Origin of the sequence: Prauserella oleivorans, assembly GCF_042685745.1 — a bacterium.
GTDB classification, from domain to species: domain Bacteria; phylum Actinomycetota; class Actinomycetes; order Mycobacteriales; family Pseudonocardiaceae; genus Prauserella_A; species Prauserella_A oleivorans.
The window spans coordinates 3,571,887-3,592,143 of sequence record NZ_JBHUNT010000001.1; the positions used below are offsets into that span (position 1 = coordinate 3,571,887).

At 71.0% G+C, this 20,257-nt stretch carries 18 protein-coding genes and 1 pseudogene; 9 read left to right on the forward strand and 10 right to left on the reverse strand.

Going from position 1 to position 20,257, the window contains the following annotated elements; all coding sequences use genetic code 11:
* The 5 genes from sufD to ACFSZT_RS17515 are packed head-to-tail and all read left to right on the forward strand — an operon-like array spanning nucleotide 1 to nucleotide 4,168.
* On the forward strand, nucleotides 1-1,167 hold the full coding sequence (gene sufD, locus ACFSZT_RS17495) for a Fe-S cluster assembly protein SufD (RefSeq protein WP_377388695.1): 1,167 nt from the start codon (nucleotides 1-3) through the stop codon (nucleotides 1,165-1,167).
* 47 nt (nucleotides 1,168-1,214) lie between these two features.
* On the forward strand, nucleotides 1,215-1,982 hold the full coding sequence (sufC, locus tag ACFSZT_RS17500) for a Fe-S cluster assembly ATPase SufC (RefSeq protein ID WP_377388693.1): 768 nt from the start codon (nucleotides 1,215-1,217) through the stop codon (nucleotides 1,980-1,982).
* A gap of 37 nt (nucleotides 1,983-2,019) precedes the next feature.
* The gene (locus ACFSZT_RS17505; RefSeq protein WP_377388691.1) at nucleotides 2,020-3,321 is read left to right on the forward strand and encodes a cysteine desulfurase; all 1,302 of its coding nucleotides are present in this window, start codon (nucleotides 2,020-2,022) and stop codon (nucleotides 3,319-3,321) included.
* Nucleotides 3,321-3,767, forward strand: a complete 447-nt coding sequence (gene sufU / locus ACFSZT_RS17510; RefSeq protein WP_377388689.1) for a Fe-S cluster assembly sulfur transfer protein SufU — start codon at nucleotides 3,321-3,323, stop codon at nucleotides 3,765-3,767. Before ACFSZT_RS17505 ends, sufU begins: the two co-directional genes overlap by 1 nt.
* The gene (locus ACFSZT_RS17515; protein WP_377388687.1) at nucleotides 3,764-4,168 is read left to right on the forward strand and encodes a metal-sulfur cluster assembly factor; all 405 of its coding nucleotides are present in this window, start codon (nucleotides 3,764-3,766) and stop codon (nucleotides 4,166-4,168) included. Before sufU ends, ACFSZT_RS17515 begins: the two co-directional genes overlap by 4 nt.
* A gap of 225 nt (nucleotides 4,169-4,393) precedes the next feature.
* Here the strand turns inward: ACFSZT_RS17515 and ACFSZT_RS17520 are convergent, their stop codons facing one another.
* The 9 genes from ACFSZT_RS17520 to ACFSZT_RS17560 are packed head-to-tail and all read right to left on the reverse strand — an operon-like array spanning nucleotide 4,394 to nucleotide 13,597.
* The gene (locus ACFSZT_RS17520; protein ID WP_377388685.1) at nucleotides 4,394-5,485 is read right to left on the reverse strand and encodes a serine hydrolase domain-containing protein; all 1,092 of its coding nucleotides are present in this window, start codon (nucleotides 5,483-5,485) and stop codon (nucleotides 4,394-4,396) included.
* Between the two features lie 2 nt (nucleotides 5,486-5,487).
* Nucleotides 5,488-7,080, reverse strand: a complete 1,593-nt coding sequence (gene nikE, locus ACFSZT_RS17525; RefSeq protein WP_377388683.1) for a nickel ABC transporter ATP-binding protein NikE — start codon at nucleotides 7,078-7,080, stop codon at nucleotides 5,488-5,490.
* Nucleotides 7,077-7,913 (reverse strand): ABC transporter permease, encoded by an 837-nt coding sequence (locus tag ACFSZT_RS17530; RefSeq protein ID WP_377388681.1) that lies wholly within the window; start codon nucleotides 7,911-7,913, stop codon nucleotides 7,077-7,079. Before ACFSZT_RS17530 ends, nikE begins: the two co-directional genes overlap by 4 nt.
* Complete coding sequence (locus ACFSZT_RS17535; RefSeq protein WP_377388679.1) at nucleotides 7,910-8,866, reverse strand: ABC transporter permease; 957 nt, start codon at nucleotides 8,864-8,866, stop codon at nucleotides 7,910-7,912. The genes ACFSZT_RS17530 and ACFSZT_RS17535 overlap by 4 nt, the downstream gene beginning before the upstream one ends.
* A 13-nt stretch (nucleotides 8,867-8,879) precedes the next feature.
* Entirely contained in the window at nucleotides 8,880-10,436 is a 1,557-nt protein-coding gene (locus tag ACFSZT_RS17540) for an ABC transporter substrate-binding protein (protein ID WP_377388678.1), read from the reverse strand.
* Between the two features lie 33 nt (nucleotides 10,437-10,469).
* Nucleotides 10,470-10,904, reverse strand: coding sequence for a thioesterase family protein (locus tag ACFSZT_RS17545; protein ID WP_377388676.1), 435 nt, complete (start codon nucleotides 10,902-10,904; stop codon nucleotides 10,470-10,472).
* Nucleotides 10,901-11,851, reverse strand: coding sequence for a 3-hydroxyacyl-CoA dehydrogenase NAD-binding domain-containing protein (locus tag ACFSZT_RS17550; RefSeq protein WP_377388674.1), 951 nt, complete (start codon nucleotides 11,849-11,851; stop codon nucleotides 10,901-10,903). The genes ACFSZT_RS17545 and ACFSZT_RS17550 overlap by 4 nt, the downstream gene beginning before the upstream one ends.
* Entirely contained in the window at nucleotides 11,844-12,737 is an 894-nt protein-coding gene (locus ACFSZT_RS17555; RefSeq protein WP_377389033.1) for a BKACE family enzyme, read from the reverse strand. Before ACFSZT_RS17555 ends, ACFSZT_RS17550 begins: the two co-directional genes overlap by 8 nt.
* Before the next feature lie 2 nt (nucleotides 12,738-12,739).
* On the reverse strand, nucleotides 12,740-13,597 hold the full coding sequence (locus ACFSZT_RS17560) for a TetR family transcriptional regulator C-terminal domain-containing protein (RefSeq protein ID WP_377388672.1): 858 nt from the start codon (nucleotides 13,595-13,597) through the stop codon (nucleotides 12,740-12,742).
* 1,101 nt (nucleotides 13,598-14,698) lie between these two features.
* On the opposite strand from ACFSZT_RS17560, the gene ACFSZT_RS17565 reads away from it, so the two are divergent.
* Entirely contained in the window at nucleotides 14,699-14,980 is a 282-nt protein-coding gene (locus ACFSZT_RS17565) for a response regulator transcription factor (protein ID WP_377388670.1), read from the forward strand.
* Here ACFSZT_RS17565 and ACFSZT_RS17570 read toward each other — a convergent pair.
* Nucleotides 14,883-15,983 (reverse strand): lycopene cyclase family protein, encoded by a 1,101-nt coding sequence (locus ACFSZT_RS17570; protein ID WP_377388668.1) that lies wholly within the window; start codon nucleotides 15,981-15,983, stop codon nucleotides 14,883-14,885. The two genes, ACFSZT_RS17565 and ACFSZT_RS17570, sit on opposite strands and share 98 nt — an antisense overlap.
* 81 nt (nucleotides 15,984-16,064) lie before the next feature.
* On the opposite strand from ACFSZT_RS17570, the gene ACFSZT_RS17575 reads away from it, so the two are divergent.
* The 3 genes and pseudogenes from ACFSZT_RS17575 (at nucleotide 16,065) to ACFSZT_RS17585 (ending at nucleotide 20,057) form a co-directional block, all read left to right on the forward strand.
* Complete coding sequence (locus ACFSZT_RS17575) at nucleotides 16,065-17,630, forward strand: deoxyguanosinetriphosphate triphosphohydrolase family protein (protein WP_377388666.1); 1,566 nt, start codon at nucleotides 16,065-16,067, stop codon at nucleotides 17,628-17,630.
* A pseudogene (locus tag ACFSZT_RS17580) lies at nucleotides 17,606-18,291 on the forward strand (acVLRF1 family peptidyl-tRNA hydrolase). Before ACFSZT_RS17575 ends, ACFSZT_RS17580 begins: the two are co-directional and overlap by 25 nt.
* 137 nt (nucleotides 18,292-18,428) lie before the next feature.
* The gene (locus ACFSZT_RS17585; protein ID WP_377388664.1) at nucleotides 18,429-20,057 is read left to right on the forward strand and encodes an ABC-F family ATP-binding cassette domain-containing protein; all 1,629 of its coding nucleotides are present in this window, start codon (nucleotides 18,429-18,431) and stop codon (nucleotides 20,055-20,057) included.
* Nucleotides 20,058-20,257: the final 200 nt, after the last annotated feature.

The window sequence follows — 20,257 nt, forward strand, 5'->3', positions numbered from 1 at the left end:
ATGACGGTGACGGACAACAATGTCGCCGCTGCCGCGGAGGCAGTCGTTCCGGCTGCCTCCCGCGGGGAGCGCTTCGCCTCGTACGACGTAGCGGCCTTCGAGGTCCCGAGCGGACGCGAGGAGAACTGGCGCTTCACCCCGATGAAGCGCCTGCGTGGCCTGCACGACGGCTCCGCGCCCGCCACCGGCGAGGTCGAGGTGGACGTCGAGGCCGCACCCGAGGTGCGTGTGGAGACGGTCGGCCGCGACGACGAGCGGCTCGGTGCCGCCGGCACGCCCAGCGACCGGGTCGCGGCGCAGGCGTACTCGTCGTTCGAGAAGGCGACGCTGGTGACGGTGCCGCGCGAGACGAAGGCCTCCAGCCGGACGCTCGTGCGGATCACCGGCCCCGGCGAGGGCAAGACCGCCTACGGACACGTGCAGGTCCGGGCCGAGCGGTTCGCCGAGGCCGCGGTCGTGCTCGACCACGTCGGGTCGGGCACCTACGCCGACAACGTCGAGTTCGTGCTGGGCGACGGTGCGCAGCTCACGGTCGTCAGCGTGCAGGACTGGGCCGACGACGCGGTGCACGTCTCCGAGCAGCACCTGAGCCTGGGCCGCGACGCGCGGCTCAAGCACATCGTCGTCACCCTCGGCGGCGACCTGGTGCGGGTGAGCCCGACGGCCGCGTTCGGCGGACCCGGCGGGGACGTCGAGATGCTCGGCCTGCACTTCGCGGACGCGGGCCAGCACCAGGAGCACCGGCTGTTCGTCGACCACGCCGTGCCGAACTGCAAGTCCAATGTGGTGTACAAGGGTGCGCTGCAGGGCGATGGCGCGCACTCGGTGTGGATCGGTGACGTCCTGATCAGGGCCGCCGCGGAAGGCACAGAGACGTTCGAGCTGAACCGCAACCTCGTGCTCACCGAGGGCGCGCGGGCCGACTCGGTGCCGAACCTGGAGATCGAGACCGGCGAGATCGCCGGCGCGGGGCACGCGAGCGCCACGGGAAGGTTCGACGACGAGCAGTTGTTCTACCTGCAGTCGAGGGGCATCCCGGAGGAGCAGGCGCGCAGGCTCGTCGTGCGCGGGTTCTTCCACGAGATCCTCATGAAGATCGACATCCCCGAGGTGCGCGAGCGGCTCGAGGCCGCGATCGAGGACGAGCTCCAGGCGATCGGCGTCTAGTACCACCCAGAACTCTCCCGGAACTGACTGAAGAGAAACGAAGAGGCATGGCCACACTGGAAATCAAGGATCTGCACGCCGACGTCGTCAGCGACGAGGGCAGCAAGGAGATCCTCAAGGGTGTCAACCTGACGATCCGGTCGGGCGAGACCCACGCGATCATGGGCCCGAACGGGTCCGGCAAGTCGACCCTGTCCTACGCCATCGCCGGCCACCCGAAGTACGAGGTGACCTCCGGCGAGGTGCTGCTCGACGGCGAGAACGTGCTCGACATGAGCGTCGACGAGCGCGCCCGGGCAGGTCTGTTCCTGGCGATGCAGTACCCGGTCGAGGTGCCCGGCGTGTCGATGTCGAACTTCCTGCGCTCGGCGGCCACCGCGGTCCGCGGCGAGGCGCCGAAGATCCGGCACTGGGCCAAGGAAGTCAAGGAGGAGATGGGCAAGCTCGACATCGCCCCCGAGTTCGCCGAGCGCAGCGTGAACGAGGGCTTCTCCGGCGGTGAGAAGAAGCGCCACGAGATCCTGCAGCTGGCGCTGCTCAAGCCCAAGATCGCGATCCTGGACGAGACCGACTCCGGGCTGGACGTCGACGCGCTGCGGGTGGTCTCCGAGGCCGTCAACGACTACAAGGCCAACAACGAGGTCGGCGTCATGCTGATCACGCACTACACCCGCATCCTCAAGCACATCCACCCGGACTTCGTGCACGTCTTCGCCGGTGGCCGGATCGTCGAGTCGGGCGGCAAGGAGCTGGCGGACGAGCTCGAGGAGAACGGCTACGTCAAGTACGCCGGCAAGGCCGAGGCGGCGGTCTGACGCGGGCACGCGGGGGACATCGAAAGGAGTTGGCGCGATGACCACCACCGATTCGCTGCCTCTGGATGTCACGGCGGTGCGCGCCGACTTCCCGATCCTGCACCGGACCGTGCGCGACGGTAAGCCGCTGGTGTACCTCGATTCGGGAGCCACCTCGCAGCGGCCGACGCCGGTGCTCGACGCCGAACGACGGTTCCTCGAGACCTCCAACGCGGCCGTGCACCGCGGGGCGCACCAGCTGGCGGAGGAGGCCACGGACGCCTACGAGGGCGCGCGGGAGAAGATCGCCGCGTTCGTCGGGGTGTCGCCCGGCGAGGTGGTGTTCACCAAGAACGCCACCGAGGGCATCAACCTCGTGGCGTACGCGATGAGCAACGCCGGCACCGCCGGTCCGGAAGCGGAGCGGTTCTCGCTCACACCGGGCGACGAGATCGTCGTCACCGAGATGGAGCACCACGCGAACCTGCTGCCCTGGCAGCAACTGTGCCAGCGCACCGGGGCCACCCTGCGCTGGTTCGGCGTCACCGACGACGGCAGGCTCGACCTGTCCCGCATCGACGAGCTGATCACCGAGCGCACGAAGGTGGTGGCGTTCGCGCACCAGTCGAACGTGCTCGGCACGATCAACCCCGTCGAGCAGCTGGTGCGCAAGGCCCACGAAGTGGGTGCGCTGGTGCTGCTCGACGCGTGCCAGTCGGTGCCGCACGGCGTGTACCCGCAGGGTGCGGTGGACTTCGCCGAGCTGGGCGTGGACTTCGCCGTGTTCTCCGGGCACAAGATGCTCGGGCCGTCCGGTATCGGGGTGCTCTACGGCCGCCGGGAACTGCTCGAAGCCATGCCACCGTTCCTCACCGGCGGGTCCATGATCGAGCTGGTCCGGATGGAGGGCTCGACGTTCGCGGCGCCACCGCAGCGGTTCGAGGCCGGGGTGCCGATGACGTCGCAGGCCGTGGGCCTCGGTGCGGCCGTCGACTACCTCACGGCGATCGGTATGGATCGGGTCGCCGCGCACGAGCATCTCCTGGCCGAGCGTGCGCTGGAGGGACTCAAGGCCGTGCCCGGTGTGCGGATCATCGGTCCGGAGAACACGGTCGACCGCGGGGCCACCGTGGCGTTCGTGGTCGACGGTGTGCATCCCCACGACGTCGGGCAGGTGCTCGACAGCCTGGGTATCGCCGTGCGCGTCGGCCACCACTGCGCGTGGCCGTTACACCGGGCGTGCAGCATTCCGGCGACGGTGCGCGCGACGTTCTACCTCTACAATGAGGTGTCCGAAGTGGATGCCTTGGTGGACGGTGTCCGCGAGGCGCAGCGGTTCTTCGGTGTGGGTGGTGCGTAATGGACCTCGACAGCATGTACCAGGAGATCATCCTGGACCACTACAAGAACCCGCACGGCCGCGGGCTCCGCGAGCCGTACGACGCCGAGTCGTTCCAGGTGAATCCCACGTGCGGGGACGAGGTGACCCTGCGGGTGAAGCTGTCGGACGGCAAGGTCGAGGACGTCTCCTACGAGGGGCAGGGCTGCTCGATCAGCCAGGCCTCCACGTCGGTGATGACCGACCTGGTCACCGGGCACACGGTAACCGAGGCACTGACCACGATGAACGCGTTCACCGAGCTCATGCAGGGACGTGGCAAGGTCGAGCCGGACGAGGATGTGCTCGAGGACGGCGTCGCGTTCGCCGGTGTCGCGAAGTACCCTGCGAGGGTGAAGTGCGCGTTGCTCGGCTGGATGGCGTTCAAGGACGCGCTGGCCCGGACGTCGAACGAGGTGGAAGCATGACCGAGACGCCCGAACACCGCGAGGGACGGACCGCCGCCGACCTCGAGGAGCAGGCTCGGCCGGCGACCGAAGGCGGCGCGGACGTCGCCAAGATCGAGGACATCGAGGAGGCCATGCGCGACGTGGTCGACCCCGAGCTCGGCATCAACGTCGTCGACCTCGGGCTCGTCTACGACATCCGCGTGGACCCGGACAACACGGCCACCATCGACATGACGCTCACCTCGGCGGCCTGCCCGCTGACGGACGTCATCGAGGACCAGACCGCGTCCGTGCTCAAGGGCAGCGCGAACGTGGTCAAGGACTTCCGGATCAACTGGGTCTGGATGCCGCCGTGGGGGCCGGAGAAGATCACCGAGGACGGCCGGGAGCAGCTGCGCGCCCTCGGCTTCACGGTCTGAGGCCGCCGGCTCGGTTTCTCCGCACGGTGCCCCGCTCGCCAGCGAGCGGGGCACCGTCGTGTGTGGGCCGCATGGGTCACCGTGTCTGCTGTCGGTGTCGTCGTGTCTGCGATTGCGGTAGCCGTGTCGGCGGTCTGTGTCGCCGTGTTGGCCGCCCGCGGCGGGAACGGCGGACACGGCGACGGGAACGGCGGACACGGCGAGGTGGGCGGCGGCGACCGTGGCCTAGCCGGCCAGCACGGCGTGCAGGGTGGCCAGGAGGCGGTCGGCGCGGCCGTCGGCGTTCTCGGCCCGCATCTCGTTGGTGACGAACGAGAATCCGAGCTCCAGCTCCGGCCACGCGCCGTGTCGGCCACCACCAGCGCCGGAGTGGCCGAACGCGACGGCCGCCGGGCCATAGGTGCCGATCGGGTCCGGCAGCTCGAAACCGAGTCCGAAGTGGACAGGTCGGTCGTTGATCGCGTCGATGCCCTCCGACCAGGTGCGCGTCGCGCGGGCGAGCGCCGCCGGGTCGACGAGCTCGCCCGCGGTCAGCAGATCGTAGAAGCGCGCCATCGACCGCGCGGTGCCCACCGCACCGGCCGCGGCCAGCTCGGCCCGCCGGTACGCCGGGGAGTTCGGCAGGTCGGAGTCGAGCAGGCCCCGGTACATCCGGTCGACGACGGCGCGGCGTTGCTCGTCGTGCAGGAAGGTGCTGATGGCGTAGCCGGGCGCGCGCGTCAGCCACGCGACCCGCGGGTCCAGCTCGGCGGACGTGCCGAGATGCAGATCGAGATCGAACGGCCGGGCGATATGTTCCCGCAGCAGGGTGCCCACCGTCTGTCCGGTGGCCCGCCGCACCAGCTCGCTCGCCAGGTAGCCGTAGGTCATGGCGTGATAGGCGACCCGTGTTCCGGGCGTCCACAGTGGTCGCTGCCGGGCGAGAATGGCCGTCGCGGCGTCGGTGTCGACGAGGTCGTAGTCACCGTCCACATAGGGTAGACCGGCGGTGTGGGCGAGAACATGGTGCACCCGGACGTCCCGGGCCGAGAACTCCGGCCAGTACGTGACCACCCGCTCGTCGGGGTCCAGCACGCCCGCCGGCCCGGCCACCACCGCCGCCGTGATCCCCTTCGTGCCGGAGAACAACACGCACAGCGTGTCTTCGCGCCACGGCTCACCGGTGCGAGGGTCGGCCAGTCCGCCCCACAGGTCGGCGAGCACCTCGCCCCTGCGGACCACCGAGAACGCGACACCCGCGAGGCTGTCGGCGACGAGCTCGGCGAACACCTCGCGCACCGGCTCCAGGCCGGGCGCGACGGATCCCTGCACCGGCACGGTCAGATCCTCGGCGTGTGGGCGAGCAGTTCCCGCGTGTAGGGGTGCGCGGGCGCGGTCAGGACGTCGTCGACCGCACCCTCTTCGACGACCTCGCCATCGCGGAGCACGGCGATCCGGTCGGCGATGTGCCGCGCCAGCGCGATGTTGTGCGTGACGAACAGCATCGCCATTCCGAGTTCCTCCCGCAGCTCCCGCAGCAGGTCGACGATCGTGGCCTGCACCGACACGTCCAGGGCCGAGGTCACCTCGTCGCACAGCAGCACCCGTGGCGTGGTGACGAGCGCCCGCGCGATCGCGGCGCGCTGACGCTCCCCGCCGCTCAGCTGGTCGGGCAACCGGTCCGCGAGCGCCCGGGACAGTCGCACCCGGTCGAGCACCTCCGCCACCCGGTCGCGTCGCGCGGCACGGTCCAGGTCGGTGAGCGTGCGCAGGGGCGCCTCCACCGACTGCGCGATGGTCTTGCGGGGGTTCAGCGACGAGAACGGGCTCTGGAACACGTATTGCACGGCTCGCAGCTGCTCGGCGCTGCGTGCCCGCGTCGCGGCCGGCAACGTGGCACCGTCCAGCTCGACCGAGCCGCCGTCGTGCTCCCGCAGGCCCGCGATGCACTGGGAGAGCGTGGTCTTTCCCGACCCCGACTCGCCGAGCAGCATGAGGCACTCACCGGGCCGCACGTCGAGGTCGACGCCGCGCAGCACCCGGTGGTCGCCGTAGGACACCGCCAGGGCCCGCACCGCGAGGACCGGCGCCGTGCCGGAGGCCGGCGTGCCGGGGGAGCCGCCGTCCAGGTGCGGCACGGCGGCCACGAGCCGGCGCGTGTAGGCGTGGCCGGGCCGGCGCAGCACTTCCTCGGTACCGCCGGTCTCGACGAGCTCGCCCTGGTACATCACGGCGACCCGGTCGGCGATCGCGGAGACCACGGCCAGGTCGTGGGTGATGTAGAGCGCGGCCACGTCGTGGTGCGTGGTGAGCTCCTTGACCGTGCGCAGCACCAGCGTCTGCGTCATCACGTCCAGGCCGGTGGTGGGCTCGTCGAGCACCACGACGCTCGGGCGGCACGCGAAGGCCATCGCGATACCCACGCGCTGCTGCTGGCCTCCGGAGAGCTGGTGCGGGTACCGGCGCTGGTACGCCTCGTCGCCGGGCAGCCCGACCTCGGTGAGCACCTCGGCGACGCGCGCGGCCCGCTCGGCGTCCGACGCACCGTAGCCGTGGACCTCGAGCACCTCGCTGATCTGCCTGCCGATGCGCAGAGCTGGGTTCAGCGAGAGTGCGGGGTCCTGCGGAATGTAGGCGACCGTGGCGCCGCGCAGGGCACGCCGCTCGCGTTCGGGCAACTCGAGGACGTTCACCGGCTCGCCGTCGCGCGGCGACGCGAGGACGGTGCCGCCACGCGAGACCAGGCCTTGCCGGAAATGCCCGAGCGCGGCCAGGCCCGCGGTGGTCTTGCCGGATCCGGACTCGCCGACCAGAGCGAGCACCTCGCCCGGTGCGATCTCGTACGAGACGCCCTTGAGCACCGGGGTTCCGGTGAGCGTGGCGACGCGCAGGTCCGAGACGACGAGTGCATTGCGGACGGCCACCTGGGTCACGACAGGACCTCCTTCTCGCGGCGCGAGGCCGCGGATGCCAGCGAGTCCGTGATGAGGTTGGTTCCGACCGTGAGCACGGCGATGGCGAGCACGGGCAGCAGCACACCCCACGGCTGGACGACGAGCGCGATGCGGTTCTCGTTGATCATCAGCCCCCAGTCGGCCGCGGGCGGCTGGATGCCGAGCCCGAGGAACGACAGGGAGGCGACGTAGCCGATCGAGTAGGTCAGCCGCAGCCCGAGCTCCACCATGAGCGGGCCGGTGATGTTCGGCAGGACCTCACGCAGCAGGATCGTCCGGCGGGGCATGGCGTACATCTGGGCGGCGCGGATGTAGTCGTTGTCCCGGACCGCCACGGTCGCCTGTCGTGCCACTCGCGCCACCCGCGGCGCGTGCGTGATGCCGATGACGAGCACGAGCAGCCAGCCCTGTGGCCCGAGCATCGCGATGGCCAGCAGCGCGAACACCAGCTGGGGAAACGACAGCAGCACGTCGTTGCCCCGCATGATGACGCTGTCGAGGCGGCCGCCGCTGTACCCGGCGAGCATGCCGAGCGCCGTACCGAGCACCACCCCCAGTGCGGTGGCCAGCACGGCGTAGAGGAGCAGTGTCGCGCCGCCGGAGAGGAACCGGCTGAGCACGTCCCGGCCGAGGCCGTCGGTGCCCGCGGCACCGTCGGGGCGGAACGGCTTGGCGGCGAACTCCATGGGGTCGTGGCCGGTCAGCAGGGGGCCCAGCCACGGACCGAACACCGCGAGCAGCACGACGGCGGCGGTGAGCATGAGCCCCACCTTGGCCTGTGGCAGAGCGAGGGCACGGCGGAACAGGCTCATGACGACACCTCGGTGCGCAGCTTGGGATTGACGAGGATGCCGACGATGTCGGCGATCAGGTTCACCACGATGTAGACTGCGGCGACCAGCAGCGTGATGGCCTGCACCACCTCGACGTCCCGGTGGTCCACGGCGTCGATCAGCGCCTGGCCGATGCCGGGGTAGCGGAACAGGAACTCCACGACGACGACACCGCCGGCGAGCCACGCGAGCTGCAGCGCGATCACCTGCGCGACCGGGCCGATCGCGTGCGGCAGCGCGTGTCGCGTGAGGACGATTCGTTCGGGCAGACCCTTGAGCCGCGCCATCTCGACGTAGCCGCTGTCGAGAACCTCACTCATGGTCGCCCGCATCATGCGTGCGATGTAGGGCGTGACGACGAGCGTCAGGGTGAGCACGGGCAGTACGAGCTGGGCCGGCTCCGACCACACCGGCTCGCCCGGCGGTGCGAGCGTCACCGAGGGCAGGACGGGGAACACCGTCGTCGCGAACAGGACCACCAAGGCCACACCGATGACGAACTCCGGCAGTGCCGCGATCACCAGGCTGATCCCGGACACGGCGTGGTCGGCGCCGCGGCCACGCCGCAGTGCGCTCCAGGTTCCCAGCGCCAGGCCCAGGATCGTGGCCAGCACGGCGGCGCTGACCAGCAGGACGAGGGACGCGGCGATGCGGTCGCCGAGCAGCGCGTTGACCGACTCCTGGGTCGCGGCGGACGTGCCCAGGTCGCCGGTCAGCACGTCACCGAGCCAGTCCAGGTAGCGCTCCCACACGGGCGCGTCGAGGTTGAGCTGCGCCCGGAGCGCGGCGATGCGCTCCGGAGTGGCCTGCTGGCCCAGGATCGCCCTCGCCGGGTCTCCCGGAAGCAGCAGCGTCGCGACGAAGACGAGCAGCGTCACCAGCCACAGCACGACAAGGCTCACCGCGAGGCGGCGCAGTATCAGATGGAACATGCCGGACACCTCCTCAGCCGAGCCAGACGTCGCAGAACGAGTAACCGGACAAGGGCAGGCCGGTGCGGTCGGGCACGAGCCCGGCGACGTACACCTGGTAGGCGTCGACCTGGTTGAGGAAGCCCCAGATGATCATGCCGCCGCGTTCGTACTCGATGCGCTGTGCCTGCCGCAGGAGCTCGGTGCGCTGTGCCTCGTCCACCGTGCGCCGCGCCCGGCCGACCAGATCGAGGAACTCGGGGTCGTTCCAATGTGTCTCGTTGAACGGCGCGTCGGGCAGCGAGCCCGATGCCACCTGGGGCAGGTAGTTGCGCGTGTACCAGAAGGTCTGGGCGAAGTCCCAGCTCAGGTAGTTCTCGCCGAAGAACGTCGTCGTGTCCAGCCGTTTCAGCCGTACCGTGACACCGGCGGCCCTGGCCTGCTGCTGGAACACCTGTGCCGCCTCCACCGCGCCGGCCTGGATGGGCGCGGTGACGAGCTCGACCTCCAGCCCGGACTTCCCGGCCTCGGCGAGCAGCCGCCGTGCCTCGGGGATGTTCCGCCGTCGCTGCGGAAGGTCGGAGGCGTAGGCGGGATCGAACGGGGAGTAGAGGTCGTTGCCGAGCCTGCCCTGTCCACTGAGGACCTGGTTGATCATCTGCTCGCGGTCCACGATGAGCCGCATCGCCTGCCGTACCCGGACGTCGTCGAACGGCGGCCGGTCCACGCGCATGGTGAACGGTAGCCACGTGCCGGTCTCCGAACTCAGGATGCGCAGTCGTTCGTCGCTGCGCAGCACGTCGACCAGAGCCACCGGCACCTGGTCGATGGCGTCCACCTGGGAGGACAGCAGCGCGTTCACCCGCGCGTCGTCCTCACCGAAGTTGATGAGCACGAGCCGGTCGACATACGGCCGGCCGGAGCGCCAGTAGTGGTCGTTGCGCAGGAACACGCTCTGCAGCCCGGGAGTGAACTCGTCCACCCGGAACGGCCCCGTCCCGATCGGACGGTCGAGCGAGAAGTCCGCGGGCACGATGCCGAGCGAGTACTGCGCGAGGTAGTCGTCGAACACGGCGACCGGTTCGTTCAGCCGGAACTCTACAGTGCGATCGCCGGTCGCGACGACCTCGTCGAGCATCGTGAGGCTCGACGCGCCGGACTTCGGGTCGTCCGGATCCATGATCCGGCGGAAGGTGGCCACGACGTCGGCGGGCGTCACCGGCCTGCCGTCGTGGAAGCGGATGCCCTCGCGGATCGTGGCGGTCCACACCCGCGCGTCGGGCGACGGTGTCACCGACTCGGCGACGAGCATCTCGAACTCGTAGTCGTGGTCGCGGTAGAGCAGCGGCTCGTACAGGTTGCGCACCCGGGCGATGTCCGGATTGGTCGTCGGGGTGTGTGGGTCGAGGGTGTCCGACGAGCCGCCGCCGGTGACGCCGACCCGCAGCGTCCCCCCGCGACGAGGTGGGCCCGTCGGCGCGGCGACGGCGCTGCGCCCGCCACCACATGCGGCGAGCAGGGGCGTGCTCGCCGCGAGCGCGGCGCTGCCGAGGAGGAAATTCCTTCTGGTGATGCGTTTGTCAAACGACATGACGTCGGGGCTTCCGGTGTTGGGAGAGGAGGGTCAGGAGATGGCGCGACCGGCATAGTCGGGAGCCGGCCGCAGGTGTCTTCGCAGCCGCTCGGCGACCGCCTCCGGGAACGGCGCCGCCCTGGCCCGCGCGACATGCACGGCCAGCAGTTCCTCCGTGGCGACGAGTGTGCCCTCGGCGTACATCTCGTGACAGAACCGCACCGTGCGCCGGGCCACCGAGAGCACCCCGGTGGTGACGCGCAGCGGGGTGTCGGGCCCGACCTCGCGGAGATAGCGCACGTGGGCCTCGACGGTGTAGAGCGAGCACCCGGTACTGTTCCGGTAGCGCGCGTCCAGGCCCACCGCGTCCATGAGGTGGTCGGTGGCGAAACCGAACACCATGACGTAGAACGGTTCGCTGAGGTGGCCGTTGTAGTCGATCCACTCGGGACGGACGGTGTCGTGGTACTCCAGGGCTTGCGTCACCGTTGCCCGCCCCGGCTGGCGTGGACGGCACGCTGGACGGCGATGATCGCGCGGTCCCGTTCGGCCACCAATTCCGCGATCGACCGTCCGTCCGCTTCGGACTCGCAGCCGGACACCATGCCGTCCCGCAATTCGCGGGTGAGCTCGGGTGCGTCGAGCCGCGTCCACGGCGCCTTCAGTGACGGTCCGAAGTGGTCGAGCATGTGCGCCATGCCGCCCTCGCCGCCGGCGAGGTGGAACGTCAGGCACGGCCCGTGGACCGGCCAGCGCAGCCCGGGTCCCTCGGTGATGGCGGTGTCGATCTGCTCGACGGTGGCCTCGCCGGCGGCCACCATGTGCAGCGCCTCCCGCCACAGAGCCTCCTGCAGCCGGTTGGCGATGAACCCGGGCAGTTCCCGGTCCATCGTGATCACCGACTTGCCGACGTGCCGGTAGAACGTGCTCGCCCAGTCCACGGCCCACTGCTCGGTCTTGTCGCCGCCGACGACCTCGACGAGCGGAATGAGGTAGGGCGGGTTGAAGGGGTGGCCGACCACGAGGCGCCCCGGGCGGGCGGCGTCCACCTGCATGTCGCTCATGGGAAAGCCCGACGTCGACGAGGCCACGACGACACCGGGCGGGGCGACGGCGTCGATGTCGGCCAGCAGGGCCCGCTTGACGGCGAGGTTCTCCGGGGCGCTCTCCTGCACGAATCCGGCGTCCGCCACGGCGTCGGCGAGTGCGGGGAGCACGGTGAGGTTGTCGGGGGAGGCGCCCTCGGCGAGGCCGAGCTCGGTGAGCGCGGGCCAGGCGGCGTCGACCAGCCGCCTGAGCCGGTCGCCGGCTCCCGGGGCGGGATCCCACGCGCGCACGTGATAGCCGCGGGCGAGGAAGTGTGCCGCCCATCCGCCGCCGATCACGCCGGCGCCGACGCAGGCGACCGTGGTCACCTCAGCGGGTTCAGGCACGGTCGCCCTCCTTGAGGCCGAGCAACCTGCGCGCGGTGGCGGGTGAGGCGACCCTCGCGCCGAGATCCTCGACGATCCGGACCGCCCGCTCCACGAGCTGGCCGTTGGTGGCCTTGACGCCTTTCGCGAGATACAGGTTGTCCTCGAGCCCGACGCGGACGTGGCCGCCCAGGAGCACCGAGTGCGCCACCCACGGCAGCTGGTTGCGGCCGATCGCGAAGGAGGCCCACTGGGCGCCGTCCGGCAACATGTTGACCATGGTCTGCAGCAGTGCGGGGTTGGCGGGGGCACCGTAGGGGATGCCCATGCACAGCTGGAACAGCGGCGGGGCGTCGATGAGGCCCTCGTCGATCAGCTTGGTCGCGAACCACAGCTGTCCGGTGTCGAAGATCTCCAGTTCGGGCTTCACACCGAGTTCCTGGATGCGCTTGGCTCCGGCACGCAGCATGTCCGGTGTGGACACGTACAGCTGGTGTCCCTCGCCGAAGTTCAGTGATCCGCAGTCGAGCGTGCAGATGTCGGGCAGCAACTCCTCGACGTGGGGCAGCCGGCCGTGGGCGTTGACCAAGTCGGTGCCGTCGACGGGTTTGAGCGGGTCTTCCTCGTCGAGTACCAGGTCGCCACCCATGCCCGCGGTGAGGTTGAGCACGACGTCGACCCCGCTGTCGCGGACGCGGCGGACGACCTCGCGGTACAGTGCGACGTCGCGTGATCCCTGTCCGGTCTCGATGTCGCGGACGTGGATGTGGACGACCGCGGCGCCCGCGTTGGCCGCCTCGACGGCCGACGCGGCGATCTGTTCCGGAGTGACGGGGACGTGCTCACTCTTGCCGACGGTGTCGCCCGCGCCGGTCAGCGCACACGTGATGATGACGTCGTCGTTCATGCTCACCTTTCGACGATGTTGCGGTCGATGAAGTCGCGCAGCAGCGTCCGCATCTGCGACACCGAGCTTCCCGGTTTCCCGGTGAGCACCTGGATGCCGAGACCGTCGATCAAGGCGCTGAGCTGCGTGGTGATGTGGTCGGGATCCTGCTCGCGGAACACTCCCTGCTCTTGTCCACGTCGGATGGTCATGGCGATGGTGCGGAACCATCGGTCGTAGGAGTCCCAGTACAGGGCCCGCATGGCCGGGTTGAGCGTGCTCTCGTTCCACACCTGCAGCCACACCGACCACTCGTCGCGCAGCAGGCCGGGTGTGGGCAGCTGGAGTTCGACGAGCCGGACCAGGCGCTCGTGGGCGTTGTCGATGGCGTGCAGCTCGGCCACCTGGCGGTCGAACGCGAGCTTGACGTTGCGCCGCAAGGCCTCGGTGAGCACGTCGTCCTTGGTGGGGAAGTGGTAGTGGATGGCTGCCGTGCTCGTGCCGCATTCCCGGGCGATGTCGGCGATCCGGACCCGGTGATAGCCGCGCTCGGCGATGAGCTTCCACGCCGTCTCCAGGATGCGCCTGCGCGGCTCGTCCGGCGGTCCCTCGGCCAGCGGGCTGCGCGACCGGGCCGTCGGCGCGGGCACGGCCGTGACCGTCGCGGCGTCGTCGCTGCCGTTCAGCAGCCAGTTGACCGTGACCCCCGAGTACTCCGCGATCCGGACCAGTTCATGGGGCGAGAAACGCCGGGTGCCCTTCAAGGACTTGGACAGCTTCGTCTCGTCGAGCCCGATGGCCGCGGCGAACTCGCGTTGCGCTCCGGGCCTGGCCGGAATGAGGCTGCGAATCCGCTTCCGGAGCTCGGCTGCCTCGTCCATGGCAGAGCACCGTAGCCTCGACTTGCGATTATCGCAACCATGACCGGCGCACAGAGGCGGCTTATCCTTGCGTGCCAACGAGAATGTCCTTGCGCTCGACTGGCTGCTCAGTCGATTCAGTGGCGGCTGGCGGCATGGAGCCGAATTCGGCACCGCACACCGTCCACTGCGGATGCGCTGCGTTGTGTATAACGGTCTATACCGCACCCCCTGGGATGCCTCTCGTTGTCGAAAGAGGTGACGGACTGCGGTGTTTGCGATGATCACGCAAGGTGATTCGGCGAGTGACCTCTCCCGTGCTGGGCCCGCACCACGTACAACCGGTGGGTGTAGCTCGTCGTGTGCCCCGTGCTGGGTCGGCGGCCTGCTCGGCGTGCTGAGCCCGGTGCTTGCGGTGTCGCCCGTGATCGCCGTCACGGTTTGCGTTCACCCGCGTTCGCCATCGGCCCAACGTCCCGGTGGCCGTACGTGGCGGGACCGCGGAGGGCGAGCGGATGATCACAGTGCGCAACCTGATCGGCGACCGGCCGCCGCGCCATGTGGGTGGCGGAGGCCGTGGGCTCCGGGGCGTCGCCGAGCGGGTCGAGCTCCTCGGCGCCAGCCTGGCCGCCGGCCGGTCCGGGTCGGACTTGGGAGGTTGCGGTTGCCCACCGGTGGACGAGGGAGCGAGCGGTGATCCGGATGCCGGGGGTGGACGACGAGCAGCTCGTGCGCACCGGGCTGCGGGCCATCCTCGAGTCCGAACCGGACTGCGAGTGGTGGGCGAGGCCGCCGACGGCGCGGGGGTGCCAGGGCTGGTGGCGAACCTACTGCTGGGCGTGGTGCCCATGGATGCCCCGATGCCCGCCGTGGACGGCATCCGGGCCACCGAACACCTCGTGTCCACATCGGTCGGCCCGCGAGGATCGTCGCCGTCACGACGTTCGAGAAGGACTCCGTCGACGAGATGCTGCGGGCGGGCGCGCGCGGTTTCTGCTGAAACGCTCGTCGCGGCCGTTCGCACGGTGGCGGCGGGGGAGTCGCTGCTGGTCCCGGCCGTGATCCGCAGGCTCGCCGCGCCGGCGCGCCCCCGGCCGTTCACGTGGGCTCACCGGCGCAGGGTTGCCGGAGCGCGAGCCGCACGCGCCGCGTCTCAGGGCGACCGGACTGTCCAATGCGGAAATCGCGGCCCGTCTGCACCTGCGCGTGCGGATGGTGGAGACCCACGTCGCCACCGTGCTGGCGAAGCTCGGTGCCCGGGACCGCACCCGGGCGGTGATCTGGGCCCTGCGAGTCCGGTTTCGTCTCACCCCACGAGGCCGGCGCGTAGCCGCCACGGCGCGGAGGCGAACAGGGCCGCCATCGCGCCCGTCGTGCCGGCGATGTCCTCGCGGCCTGACGTGAACGCCCGCTGCTTGTCAGCAGGCTGGGCGAAGAACAGCTCGAAGAACGCCGGAACCTCCCCGCCGGGAATGCGGGTGAGGGCGCGGAGTGCGTAGCGCCGGAACGCGTGCACGGCGAGCGCCCGCGGCGACCACACCGCCCGCCGCGCCAGCAGCACCGCGCGGCGCGGGCTGTGGCGGAGGCCGTCGGCGAGTGCGGCCGCGACCCGGGGCGCGAGCCGCAAGGACGTCGCCACGCTGAACCCGGTCGCCGGATGCGTGAGCGCCGCCCGCGTACCGAAGGCGACCGTCAGCCCCGGGGCGGGCAGCGGTACGTCGAGGCGGATGCGCACCCGCTCCACCGGTGCCCCCGCCGCGTCGATGCCGGCGGCCGCGAGCCGGCTGTGCAGGCGTTCGGCCAGCACCGGCAGCGCAAGCCCGGGACGACGGGCGAGCGAGGTCTCCTCCACGAGGACACGATCGCCGCCGAGCGGCACGGCGTACAGAAAGCTCGGATCGCGCGGGGTGGCTCGACGCCAGTCCATGAACACGGCGCCGCCCGCCGGCACGAGCGCCGCCGCCGTGCCCGCGGCAAGCACGACTCCGTACGCGGTCTGCTCGGTACCACCGGGTGTCGCCCCACGGGCGTCCACCACGACCTCCGCGTCGAGCGCACGCCCGTCCCCGAGCCGGACCAGCGCGCCGTGCGGCCCGTGGGCGACGTCCGTGGCGTGGCCGGCGACCACGTCGACGCGATCGTCGGTCAGCAGACGGCGCAGCCCCGCGTTGTCGAGCACCACGTACTCGCGGTCCAGCGTGGTCCCGCAGGCCAGAGTGACCGCCGGGCTCGCCGCGACGGCGTCCGCGGGCAGGTCGGGGACCTCGTCCCGCCACAGCGCGTACGTCGGCTGCCACGGTCGGCCGGGATCGGGATCGACGAGCACCGTGCCGAGGCGCTCGCGGGCGCACGCGGCCGCGAGCGCCCGGCCGGCGGGTCCGCCGCCGAGCACCACCACCTGCGCCATGACCCGATCCCATCACACCCGGCAGGCGGGTGGGACGGAACGCGCCCCGCCGGGGGCAGCCGGTCACGTACGGTTGTGCGCATGGCAGATCAGTCCGATCCCCGCGCCCGGCGGCGAGACGAGGAAGCCGAGGCCGCCGGCTTCGCGGACCTGATCAGCAGCCCGTTCCGGCTCGACCGCGACCGGATCGCGGCGTCGCCGTTCTTCGCCAGGCTCGGTGGCGTGACCCAGGTCGTGAGCGCGGGCGGCTCCGGCCTGCTGCACAACCGGCTCACCCACAGCCTCAAGGTCGCGCAGGTCGCCAGGGCGATCGCCGAGCGGATCACCGCGACCGAGGACACGCGTGCCCTGGTCGAGAAGCTCGGCGGCTGCGACCCCGACGTCGCCGAGGCCGCCGCCCTCGGGCACGACCTCGGGCACCCGCCGTTCGGGCACCTCGGCGAGCAGGTGCTCGACCGCATCGCCCGCCACCGGTACGGCCTCGCCGACGGCTTCGAGGGCAACGCCCAGACGTTCCGGATCGTGACCACCACCGAGGCGGGCGGCCCGACGCCGCACGGGCTCAACCTCACCGCCGCGACCCGCGCCGCGCTGCTCAAGTATCCGTGGGCGCGCCTGCACTATCCGGACCCGCACCCGGCCACCCTCCGCGTGCCGCCGCGCGGAGCGGCCGAGCCCGAGGACGCACCCGGGACGGGCTCGGCGAAGTTCTCGGCCTACTCCACCGAGCTCGACGACGTCGAGCACGCGCGCGGGCCGTTCGCCGGCCGGGTCGAGCGCTGGCAGCAGACGGTCGAGGCGTCGGTGATGGACATGGCCGACGACATCGCCTACGCGATCCACGACATCCAGGACTTTCACCGCATCGGCGTGCTCCAGCACGCGGCGGTCGCCACCGAGCTCGGCCAGTGGCTCGCCCACGTCGGTGAGCTCGCCGAGCTGCCGACGGCCGCGCTGCAGGACGAGCACCGCAACCCCGGCCGCTCGCTCGAATACCTGCGCAGGCGCATGCACGCCAAGGACTCCTGGGTCGTCGACGACGACGCGTTCGCCCACGCGGTCGCGCGGGTGCGGGCGGAGCTGGTCGACGACCTGCTGGCCATCCCGTTCGACGGCTCGATCGAGGCCGAGCAGGCGATGGCGGCGTTCTCCGCCCGCTGGACGGCGCGGCTGGTCGACGGCGTGCTCGTGACGCCGTCCCCGCCCACCCGCACCGGCCACGTCACCCTGCGGCCCGCGCAGTGGCACGAGGTGCAGGTGCTCAAGTTCGTCCACCGCCGGTTCGTGCTGCAGCGTCCCGACCTGGCGCTGCACCAGCGGGGCCAGGCGAGCATGCTCAGCGATCTCGTCGACGCGCTCGACGAGTGGCTCACCGACCGGGACGAGGCGCGCAGGCTCCCGCGTAGGCTGCACGACCTGGTCACGCTCGCCCGGTCGCAGTACTCGGTGCTCGCGGAGCGCTCGCCGGAGCTTCTGGTGGGCGCGACGGGGGAGCCGGTCCACGGGCGGGACGCCGTGCGAGCGCTGGCCCGCGGCCGGGCGGTGATCGACTTCGTGGCCTCGCTGACCGACCGGCAGGCCGCCGTCATGCTCGACGCCATCACCGGCCGTGCGACGCAGCCATGGTCGGAGTCGTTCGTCCTGTGAGCACGAGACCCCGGCGGGTCAGCGGCGGTGGCGTCGCCGTGGAGGTCGAACCGGAGCGGCTGGAGCGCTGGTTCGCCAGGTTCGCCGAGCGCAACGACGGCGTTACGAGCACCCGACTCGGTCCGGACGAGGTCGTGGTGACCGGCGGCAACGGCACGACGGCGACGGTCACGGTCCCGTTCCCGCCGCTGGACGCCGAGGGGTTGCGCGACGGACTGGACATCGCGGCGCTCGCCCGGCACGCCGGCCGGCCCCGCCGCGTGGGCTTGCTCTTGCTCCGGCTGGGCGCGCACAGCGTCGGGGTCGCGGAGCAGGGCCGGGTGGTGGTGTCCCGCACCGACCGCCACCTGGTACACGGGCGCAGCGCCGCGGGCGGATGGTCGCAGCAGCGCTTCGCCCGCCGCCGCGAGGGCCAGGCCCGGCAGGCATTGCGGGCGGCCGCTGACGACGCCGCGGAGATACTCGGCGCCCGGGCGTCCGAACTGGACGGTGTGGTGCTCGGCGGGGACCGGCGCGCGCTCGACGAGCTGCGCGCCGATCGCCGGCTGGACGCGGTGTTCGCGCTCGCCGCCCCCGGGTGCTCGACGTCGGCGAGCCGCGGCGGGCGGTGCTGGACGAGGCGGCCGAGCGGGCCCGTGCCGTGGAGATCGTGGTCCGGTGACCCGGGTCACCGGCGCGGAAAACCGCTGGACGCCGGTCCGTACACTGGGTGCCGTGGTCGTTCGCCTGGAGTAGCCAGCCCGCCCGAGCGGGCTCCGCACGCTGTCCAGTTCCGCTTCTACGCCACGGAGACTTCTGTTGATCACGGCCAGTGGCCTCGAACTTCGCGCGGGTTCGCGTATTCTGCTCGCCGACACGACGTTGCGTGTGCAGCCCGGCGACCGCATCGGCCTCGTCGGCCGCAACGGCGCGGGCAAGACGACCACGCTCAAGGTCCTCGCGGGCGAGGGCGAGCCCTACGCCGGTGACGTCCGGCACAGCGGGGAGATCGGCTATCTCCCGCAGGACCCCCGCGAGGGGGACCTGTCGGTGACCGCCAAGGACCGCGTGCTGTCGGCCCGCGGGCTGGACACCCTCGTGCGCGACATGGAGAAGGCGCAGACCGCGATGTCGGAGCTCGTCGACGACACCGAGCGCGACCGCGCGGTGCGCCGCTACGGCAGGCTCGAGGAGCGGTTCTCCGCGCTCGGCGGCTACGCCGCGGAGAGCGAGGCCGCCCGGATCTGCGCCAACCTCGGGCTGGAGGATCGGGTGCTCGGGCAGCGGCTGGGCACGCTCTCCGGTGGCCAGCGGCGGCGGGTGGAGCTGGCCCGCATCCTCTTCGCCGCCTCGGAGGCGGGTGCGGGCGGCAAATCCGGCACGATCCTGCTGCTGGACGAGCCCACCAACCACCTGGACGCCGACTCGATCAGCTGGCTGCGCGGGTTTCTCAAGGCCCACGAGGGCGGGCTCGTGGTGATCAGCCACGACGTCGAGCTGCTCGACGAGGTCGTCAACAAGGTGTGGTTCCTCGACGCCACGCGTGGCGAGCTCGACAGCTACAACATGAACTGGAAGCGCTACCTCGAGGCGCGCGCGACCGACGAGAAGCGCCGCCGCCGGGAACGCGCCAACGCCGAGAAGAAGGCCTCGGCGTTGCAGCAGCAGGCCGCCAAGCTCGGCGCGAAGGCCACCAAGGCCGTCGCGGCGAAGAACATGGCACGCCGGGCCGAGCAGATGCTGGCCGAGCTCGACGACGAACGGCAGGCCGACCGGGTCGCGAAGATCAAGTTCCCGGCTCCCGCGCCGTGCGGCAGGACCCCGCTCACCGCGGAGGGACTGTCCAAGTCGTACGGTTCGCTGGAGATCTTCACCGGTGTCGACCTCGCGATCGACCGTGGCTCCAAGGTCGTCGTGCTGGGGCTGAACGGCGCGGGCAAGACGACGCTGCTGCGGCTGCTCGGGGGTATGGAGAAGCCGGACACCGGGCGGGTCGTCGCGGGGCACGGCCTGCGGCTCGGCTACTACGCACAGGAGCACGAGACCCTGGATCACGACGCGACGGTGTGGGAGAACATCCGCCACCTCGCTCCCGACACCGGTGCCCAGGAGCTGCGGAACCTGCTCGGTTCGTTCCTCTTCTCCGGCGAGCAGCTCGAGCAGCCGGCGGGAACGCTGTCCGGTGGCGAGAAGACGCGGCTCGCCCTGGCGGGCCTGGTGTCCAGCGCCGCCAACGTCCTGCTGCTCGACGAGCCCACGAACAACCTCGACCCCGCGAGCCGGGAACAGGTGCTCGACGCGCTGCGCAGTTACACCGGCGCCGTTGTCCTCGTGACCCACGACCCGGGCGCGGTCGAGGCGCTGGAGCCAGAACGTGTGATCCTGCTGCCGGACGGCACCGAGGATCATTGGTCGGCCGACTATCTCGAGCTGGTCCAGCTCGCGTAACGCCATTCGCATCCAGTTGGCCCGTTGCCAAATAGTGCGCCGCTTCGTTAGTTGATGTTCGGTAAACACTGGATCGGCGCAATATCGGCGGACTTCGGCCAGGTTTTTCGGCTCTCGTCTGGCATTCCGACGGTTGGTGTTCGATCATTGCGGCGGCAGGGGTCGAATGTGGCCCGAAACACTACGGGCGGAAGGTGGAT